Annotated in this window: 7 protein-coding genes; 4 read left to right on the forward strand and 3 right to left on the reverse strand. The window is 72.9% G+C overall.

Annotated elements, in window-relative coordinates; genetic code table 11:
- Positions 1-56 precede the first annotated feature (56 nt).
- The 3 genes from ACFUMH_RS17645 to ACFUMH_RS17655 all read right to left on the reverse strand — a co-directional run bounded on the left by ACFUMH_RS17645 (position 57) and on the right by ACFUMH_RS17655 (position 3,998).
- A complete protein-coding gene (locus ACFUMH_RS17645) occupies positions 57-1,151 on the reverse strand; it encodes a BMP family protein (RefSeq protein ID WP_378208633.1) in 1,095 nt (364 codons plus the stop codon).
- Positions 1,152-1,465: 314 nt separating this feature from the next.
- Positions 1,466-2,719 (reverse strand): amidohydrolase, encoded by a 1,254-nt coding sequence (locus ACFUMH_RS17650; RefSeq protein WP_378208645.1) that lies wholly within the window; start codon positions 2,717-2,719, stop codon positions 1,466-1,468.
- A gap of 157 nt (positions 2,720-2,876) precedes the next feature.
- Positions 2,877-3,998 (reverse strand): mannose-1-phosphate guanylyltransferase, encoded by a 1,122-nt coding sequence (locus ACFUMH_RS17655; RefSeq protein ID WP_378208635.1) that lies wholly within the window; start codon positions 3,996-3,998, stop codon positions 2,877-2,879.
- A 319-nt stretch (positions 3,999-4,317) separates the two neighbouring features.
- Here ACFUMH_RS17655 and sdhC point away from each other — a divergent pair, with 319 nt between their 5' ends.
- The 4 genes from sdhC to ACFUMH_RS17675 are packed head-to-tail and all read left to right on the forward strand — an operon-like array spanning position 4,318 to position 7,788.
- Positions 4,318-4,653 carry a succinate dehydrogenase, cytochrome b556 subunit gene (gene sdhC, locus ACFUMH_RS17660; protein ID WP_378208637.1) on the forward strand — a complete coding sequence of 112 codons (336 nt, stop codon included), beginning with the start codon at positions 4,318-4,320 and terminating at the stop codon, positions 4,651-4,653.
- Positions 4,654-4,655: 2 nt separating this feature from the next.
- The gene (locus ACFUMH_RS17665) at positions 4,656-5,114 is read left to right on the forward strand and encodes a succinate dehydrogenase hydrophobic membrane anchor subunit (RefSeq protein WP_378208639.1); all 459 of its coding nucleotides are present in this window, start codon (positions 4,656-4,658) and stop codon (positions 5,112-5,114) included.
- Between the two features lie 50 nt (positions 5,115-5,164).
- On the forward strand, positions 5,165-7,003 hold the full coding sequence (sdhA, locus tag ACFUMH_RS17670; RefSeq protein ID WP_378208641.1) for a succinate dehydrogenase flavoprotein subunit: 1,839 nt from the start codon (positions 5,165-5,167) through the stop codon (positions 7,001-7,003).
- Positions 7,003-7,788, forward strand: a complete 786-nt coding sequence (locus ACFUMH_RS17675; protein WP_378208643.1) for a succinate dehydrogenase iron-sulfur subunit — start codon at positions 7,003-7,005, stop codon at positions 7,786-7,788. The genes sdhA and ACFUMH_RS17675 overlap by 1 nt, the downstream gene beginning before the upstream one ends.
- The last annotated feature ends 53 nt before the right edge of the window (positions 7,789-7,841 follow it).

Consider the following 7,841-nt stretch of genomic DNA (forward strand, 5'->3'; position numbering starts at 1 on the left):
GGGTGGTGGTCCACCCGGGCCGTCGCCCGTGCCCCGCGCTCAGGCGCGGGGGTGCGTCACGGGGTGTTCGGGGACTCCACGGTCAGGTCGCCCGAGACGATCTGCAGCTGCAGCTCGGCCACGCGGTCCTTGACCTCCTGCGGGACGGTGTCCTCGAAGTCGTGGAACGGCGCCAGGCCGACGCCCTCGTTCTCCAGCGTGCCGACGTACGGCTCGTTCGAGAACTCGCCCTCCGAGGCCTCCTGGATCGAGTCGAAGACGGCCTGGCCGATCTCCTTCATGACCGAGGTGAGGATGATCGAGCCGTACTCGGTCGACTCGAAGCCGTCGGAGTCGACCCAGATGATCGACGCGCCCTCCTTGCCCTCGACGGCGGCGGCGGCACCCTGACCGACCGGGCCGGCGACGGGCATGATGATGTCCGCGCCCTGGTCGAGGAAGCCCTGGGCGATGTTCTGCCCGTTGGCCTGCGTCTCGAAGTCGCCGGAGAACTGGCCCTCCTGGGCCTCCTTGTCCCAGCCGAGCACCTGGACGTCCTCGCCCGAGTCCTCGTTCCACTGCGCGACGCCGTCGACGAAGCCGTCCATGAAGATCTGGACGGACGGGATCGGCAGGCCGCCGAACGTGCCGACGATGCCGGTCTCGGTCGTCGCGCCCGCGACGTAGCCGGCGAGGAACGCGGCCTCGGCCGTGTTGAACAGCAGCGGCTTGGCGTTGTCGAGCTCGATCGTGTTGAAGTCGTCGTCCGAGAACGCCGAGTCGATGAGGCCGAACTCGATGTCCGGGTTGGCCTCGGCGGCCTCCTGGATCGCCGGCTCGAGCAGGAAGCCGACACCGATGATGTAGGTGCAGCCGTCCTGGACCAGCGAGTCGATGTTGGGGCCGTAGTCGGCGTCCGCGGTCGACTCGACGGCGTTGACCTCGACGCCGAGCTCGTCGGCCGCGCGCTGGAGGCCCTCGTAGCCGGACTGGTTGAACGACTGGTCGTCCCAGCCGCCCTGGTCCGACACCATGCACGCCTTGAAGTCGGACGCGCCGGCGGTCTCGCCGCCGCCTGCCGTCGACTCCGTCTCCTCGGGGGCACTGCCACAGGCCGCCAGTGCGAGGGCGACCGCCCCGCCGAGCGCGGCCGCTCGCATGATCGTCTTCACGAAGGTTGTCTCCAGGTTCTCGTCCGTCGCACCGCCCGGCACCCGTCGCGGCGGTGCGGCCCGTGGGGCCCGCCGACGCGCGCCGCCGTCGGCATGATCACCCCGGACACTAGGCACCCGGAGGTCACGCGGACGTTACCGAGGGGTATCCGCGCAGGTTCCGTGACCGGATCGCAACCTGGTCCCGCTGCACGGACGGGCCGTCCGCGCAGCGAGACGGACGAAAGCCCCGGTCAGGACGCCGTCCGCCCGTCGCCTGCCCGCCGTGGTTCGCGGCGTCGGTCGCGGCGTCGGTCGCGGCATCGGTCGCGGCGTCAGTCGCGGCGGCGCTCCGCCGGGTCCGGCGCCGCGCGGCCCGCGAGCTGCGCGGCGCGCGCCAGCAGGACCGCACCGGCCTCGACGGCGCGCTCGTCGACGCGCAGGTCGCCCTGGTGGATGTCGTACGTGTGCCCGCCGGGCGTGCGCGTGCCCAGCCGGGCCATCGCGCCGGGGACCTTCTGCAGGTACCAGGCGAAGTCCTCGCCACCGAGCGACTGCTCCGTGAGCCGCACCGACTCCGGACCCAGCACGTCCCGCGCGGCCGCCTCGAGCACCCCGGTCGCCCCCTCCCGGTTCTCCACCGGCGGGACGCCCCGCTGGTGCTTCACCTCGACCTCCACGCCGAGCGAGCGCACCGCGTCGTGCACGGCCTGCTCGAACACCTGCGACGCGTGCTCCCACGCCCGCACGTCGAGGCAGCGCAGCGTGCCCATGACCGTGCCGGTGGCCGGGATCGCGTTGTGCACGGTGCCGGCGCGGACGGCGCCCCACGTGAGGTTGACCCCCGAGCGCGGGTCGAGCCGCCGCCCCAGCACGGCCGGCACCTGCGTGATGACCTGCCCGAGCGCGAACACCACGTCGCCCGTCAGGTGCGGGCGCGAGGTGTGCCCGCCGCGCCCCGTCAGCGTGACCGTCACCTCGTCCGACGCCGACGTGATCGGGCCGATGCGCGTGCCGACGAGCCCCACGTCGAGCTTGGGGTCGCAGTGCACCGCGAAGATGCGATCCACGCCGTCCAGGCCCCCGGCGGCCATGACGTCGAGCGACCCGCCCGGCTGCACCTCCTCGGCGGGCTGGAAGACCAGGCGCACGCCCGCGTCGAGCCGGTCCGCCAGCTGCGCGAGCGCGAGGCCGGCGCCGAGCACGGCGGTCGTGTGCACGTCGTGGCCGCACGCGTGCGCGACGCCGCGCACGGTCGACGCCCACGGCAGCCGGCACGCGTCCGGGACGGGCAGCCCGTCGAGGTCGGCGCGCAGCGCCACGCGGCGCTGCCCGCGCGGACCGACGGTCGGGCCGATGTCGCACCACAGCCCCGACCCGGGCAGCACGTGGGGCTGCAGGCCGGCGGCGCGCAGCCGGTCGGCGACGACGCGCGTCGTCCGCTCCTCGGTGCGGCCCAGCTCCGGGTGCGCGTGCAGGTCGCGGCGGATCGCGACGAGCTCGTCGCGCAGGCCGGCGACCAGGTCGGCGAGCTCGCGCGCCCCCGCGTCGGCGGGCTCCGGCGCGAGCGAGCGCAGCGACGGCACCACGTGCGCCCCGCCGTCGTGGCCCGGGCCGCCGTGGCTGTCGCCCCCCTCCGGGAGGGCCCGGGGCACGGGCGGCCTCAGGTCCGTCGGGGCGGGGACGTCGGACGCGGTGGCGCGGTCGGAGGGGAGAGGGGGCACGTCCTCGACTGTATCGCCGCGCTCAGAGCAGGTCGTCGCGGCCGCGCGCCCGCCACGCGTCGACGGCTCGCTTGACCTGCTGCGCGTGCGCGCGGGTGGTCACCAGGACGGCGTCCGGGGTGTCGACGACCACGGCGTCGGGCACGCCGACGACGCTGACGGTCCGCCCGTCGGCCACCACGACGCTCCCCTCGGCGTCGAGCCGCAGCACGGCCGCCTCGTCGCCGAGCGTCGGCCCGTCGGCCCCGGCGAGCAGGCCGCCGAGCGAGGCGAAGTCGCCGACGTCGTCCCACCCGAACCCGCCGGGCACCACCGCGACGCCGCCCGCGGCCGCGACCGGCTCCGCGATGGCGTGGTCGATGGCGATCCGCGTCAGGCCCGGCCACGTGTCGGCGAGGCGCGCGGCGCGGTCCGGCCTGTCCCACGCGGCCGCGATGCGGCGCAGGCCGTCGTGCAGCGTCGGCAGCTGGGCGGCGAGGTGGTCGAGCAGCACCGCGGCGCGCACCACGAACATCCCGGCGTTCCAGCTGTACGCGCCGGTCGCGAGGTACTCCGCCGCGGTGCCGGCGTCGGGCTTCTCCGTGAACCCGACGACGTGGCGCGCGCTCGGCGCGCCCGCCACCCCGAGCGGCTCGCCGGCCCGGACGTAGCCGAACGCGGTGGAGGGCTCGGTCGCCTCGATGCCGACCGTGACGACGTAGCCCGCGCGCGCGGCCTCGACCGCCTCGCGGACGGTGGCCTCGAAGACGTCGGTGCCGGTGATGACGTGGTCGGCGGCGAACGAGCCGAGGACGACGTCGGGCCCGTGCCGCTCGAGCAGCACGGCGGCGGCGAGGCCGATGGCCGCCATGGAGTCGCGCGGGCTCGGCTCCGCGAGGACGTCGTCGGCGCCGAGGCCCGGCAGCTGTGCGGCGACCGCGGCGGCGTGCCGGGCACCCGTCACGACGAGCACGTGGCCGGGGCCGGTGAGCGGCAGCAGCCGGTCGACCGTCGCCTGCAGGAGCGTGCGCCCGCCGCCGGTGAGGTCGAGCAGGAACTTGGGCCGGCCCGCGCGGCTCAGCGGCCACAGGCGGGTGCCGGCGCCGCCGGCCGGGACGACGGCGTGGAAGCCGGGGACCGGCGGGAGCGCGGGGTCGGGCTGCATGGCGTCACGCTAGCGAGCCGCGCCACGCGCGGGGGCGGCGTCCCGCGCCGCGCGTCCGGCCCCCGGCCGGCGGCGTGCGGACGCACACGAGCCGCCCCGCGCGTACCACCGTCTCACCGTGTGGACTTGGTCACAAAGGCCCGGTCGTGGGGGTCGGGACCGCCGTGAGGGCGGGGTCCTGCCCCGCACGGGTCACTACAGTGAGACCACCCCGGACATCGCCGTCCACGCCGACTCGCCCCTGGAGGCACCCACCGTGTCCACAGCGCCCACCGCGCCAGCGCGGCCGGCCGGAACGCTCTACCGCGGGCGCGAAGGCATGTGGTCGTGGGTCGCGCACCGCATCACCGGGTTCGCGATCTTCTTCTTCCTGCTCGTGCACGTGCTCGACACCGCGCTCGTGCGCGTCTCCCCCGAGGCGTACAACGACGTCATCGGCACGTACAAGAACCCGATCATGGGTCTCGGCGAGGCCGGGCTCGTGCTCGCGATCGTCTTCCACGCCTTCAACGGCCTGCGCATCATCCTCGTCGACTTCTGGTGGCAGGGGACGCGCTACCAGCGGGTCATGCTGTGGGTGGTCATGGGCCTCGTCGTCGTGACGATGGCCGGCTTCCTCCCGCGCCACCTCATGCACGTCTTCGGAGGCGAGTGACCATGACGACGATCGCGGACCCCAAGGCCCCGCGGCCCTCGCGCCCCGGCCCGAGCCGACGCACGACGCACGGCAACACCGAGCTGTACTGGTGGGTGTTCATGCGCGTGTCCGGCGTCGTGCTGGTCGCGCTGATCTTCGGCCACCTGTTCGTCAACCTGGTCGCCGGCGAGGGCATCAGCGCCATCGACTTCGGCTTCGTCGCCGGCAAGTGGGCGTCGCCGTTCTGGCAGATCTGGGACCTGCTCATGCTGTGGCTGGCGATGCTGCACGGCACGAACGGCGTCCGGACGATCATCGGCGACTACGCCGAGAAGGACTCCACGCGCCTCGTGCTCACGAGCCTGCTCTACCTCGCGACCGTCGTCGTGATCGTGCTCGGCACGCTCGTCATCTTCACGTTCGACCCGTGCCCCCCGAACAGCCCGGCGGACCTGCTGCCGTCGTTCTGCACGGCCTGACCGGCCCAGCGGAACCGACGCCACCTCGACTCAGGAAGGCATCGACCTCGATGCAGACCCACCAGTACGACGTCGTCATCGTCGGCGCGGGCGGCGCCGGCATGCGCGCGGCGCTCGAGTCCTCGACCCGCGTGCGCACGGCCGTCATCTCCAAGCTCTACCCCACCCGGTCCCACACCGGCGCGGCCCAGGGCGGCATGTGCGCCGCCCTCGCCAACGTCGAGGAGGACAACTGGGAGTGGCACACGTTCGACACCGTCAAGGGCGGTGACTACCTCGTCGACCAGGACGCCGCCGAGGTCATGGCCAAGGAGGCCATCGACGCGGTCCTCGACCTCGAGAAGATGGGCCTGCCGTTCAACCGCACGCCCGAGGGCCGCATCGACCAGCGCCGGTTCGGCGGGCACACCCGCAACCACGGCGAGGCCGCGGTGCGCCGGTCCTGCTACGCGGCGGACCGCACGGGCCACATGATCCTGCAGACGCTCTACCAGCAGTGCGTGAAGAACGAGGTCGAGTTCTTCAACGAGTTCTACGTGCTCGACCTGCTGGTGGACCACGACCTCGCGTCGGAGACCGTCGGCGAGGGCGAGGAGGTGCACGTCTCGGGCGTCGTCGCGTACGAGCTCGCCACCGGCGAGATCCACGTCTTCCAGGCCAAGTCGGTCGTCCTCGCGACGGGCGGCGCCGGCAAGATCTACAAGACGACGTCCAACGCGCACACGCTCACGGGCGACGGCATGGCGCTGGCGTACCGCCGCGGCATCCCGCTGGAGGACATGGAGTTCTTCCAGTTCCACCCGACGGGCCTCGCGGGCCTCGGCATCCTGCTGTCGGAGGCCGCGCGCGGCGAGGGCGGCATCCTGCGCAACTCGGAGGGCGAGCGCTTCATGGAGCGCTACGCCCCCACCATCAAGGACCTCGCGCCCCGCGACATCGTCGCCCGCTCGATGGCCAACGAGGTGCGCGAGGGCCGCGGCGCCGGGCCGAACAAGGACTACGTCCTGCTCGACCTCACGCACCTCGAGCCCGCGCACATCGACGCCAAGCTCCCCGACATCACGGAGTTCGCGCGCACGTACCTCGGCATCGAGCCGTACACGGAGCCCGTGCCCGTGTACCCGACCGCGCACTACGCGATGGGCGGCATCCCGACGAACATCGAGGGCGAGGTGCTGCGCAACAGCACCGACGTCATCAAGGGCCTGTACGCGGCCGGCGAGGTCGCGTGCGTGTCGGTGCACGGCTCGAACCGCCTCGGCACGAACTCGCTGCTCGACATCAACGTGTTCGGCAAGCGGTCCGGCCGGTCGGCCGCCGCGTACGCCGCCACGGCGTCGTTCGTCGAGCTGCCCGAGGACCCGGCGGCCGTCGTGAAAGCGGAGCTGGAGACCATCCGCACGCGGCCGAACGGCGAGCGGGTCGCGGACATCCGCCGGGCGCTGCAGGACACGATGGACGCGAACGCGCAGGTGTTCCGCACCGAGGAGTCGCTGCGGACCGCCCTCGACGACATCCGCGCCCTGCGCAAGCGGTACACGGCGGTGAGCGTCCAGGACAAGAGCCGCACGTTCAACACCGACCTGCTCGAGGCCGTCGAGCTCGGGTTCCTCCTCGACATCGCCGAGACGGTCGTCGTGGGCGCGCTCAACCGCAAGGAGTCGCGCGGCGGGCACTTCCGCGAGGACTTCCCGGACCGCGACGACGCGCAGTACATGCAGCACACGATGGCCTACCGGCGCCCGGTCGGCCTCGACGGCGCCTCCGCCGAGGGAGGCGACGCCGAGGGCACCTTCGCCCACACGGAGTCGTTCGACGGGTACCAGCTGGTGCTCGGGTCGAAGCCCGTGATCATGACCCGCTACCAGCCGATGGAGCGCAAGTACTGATGACCGCCACAGCCGAAGCCCCAGCACCGGAGGTCGGTGCCGTCCCGTCGTTCGAGGTCACGCTGAAGATCCGGCGCTTCCTCCCGGCGGACGAGGACATGCCGACGTTCGGCGAGCCGTTCCAGGCCGAGCCCCGGTGGGACGAGTTCACGGTGACCGTGCACGGCACGGACCGCGTCCTCGACGCCCTGCACAAGATCAAGTGGGAGCACGACGGCTCCCTGACCTTCCGCCGCTCGTGCGCGCACGGCATCTGCGGGTCCGACGCGATGCGCATCAACGGCCGCAACCGCCTCGCGTGCAAGACGCTGCTCAAGGACCTCGACCCGAGCAAGCCGATCATCGTCGAGCCCATCAAGGGCCTGCCGGTGGTCAAGGACCTCGTGGTCGACATGGAGCCGTTCTTCGCCTCGTACCGCGAGATCATGCCGTTCCTCGTCACGACGGGCACGGAGCCGACCAAGGAGCGCCTGCAGTCGCCGCAGCAGCGCGAGCGCTTCGACGACACCACCAAGTGCATCCTCTGCGCAGCGTGCACGTCGTCCTGCCCGGTCTTCTGGACCGACGGGCAGTACTTCGGCCCGGCCGCCATCGTCAACGCGCACCGCTTCATCTTCGACAGCCGTGACGAGGGCGGGACGCAGCGCCTGGAGATCCTCAACGACAAGGAGGGCGTGTGGCGCTGCCGCACGACCTTCAACTGCACCGAGGCGTGCCCCCGCGGCATCGAGGTCACCAAGGCGATCCAGGAGGTCAAGCGCGCGATGATCACGCGCGCCTTCTGAGCCGCCCCGGTATCCGCTCGCACGTCGGCGGGCACGCGCGAGAGGATCGCGCG

The sequence above is a fragment of the Cellulomonas sp. NPDC057328 genome (assembly GCF_042667215.1).
In the GTDB taxonomy this organism is placed as follows: domain Bacteria; phylum Actinomycetota; class Actinomycetes; order Actinomycetales; family Cellulomonadaceae; genus Cellulomonas.

What these genes read in the sequence shown, in the direction of transcription:
- ACFUMH_RS17655 (WP_378208635.1), bottom strand. Translation starts at nt 3,998, where the DNA reads ATGCAGCCCGACCCCGCGCTCCCGCCGGTCCCCGGCTTCCACGCCGTC.
- sdhC (WP_378208637.1), top strand. Translation starts at nt 4,318, where the DNA reads ATGTGGTCGTGGGTCGCGCACCGCATCACCGGGTTCGCGATCTTCTTC.
- ACFUMH_RS17675 (WP_378208643.1), top strand. Translation starts at nt 7,003, where the DNA reads ATGACCGCCACAGCCGAAGCCCCAGCACCGGAGGTCGGTGCCGTCCCG.
- ACFUMH_RS17665 (WP_378208639.1), top strand. Translation starts at nt 4,656, where the DNA reads ATGACGACGATCGCGGACCCCAAGGCCCCGCGGCCCTCGCGCCCCGGC.
- sdhA (WP_378208641.1), top strand. Translation starts at nt 5,165, where the DNA reads ATGCAGACCCACCAGTACGACGTCGTCATCGTCGGCGCGGGCGGCGCC.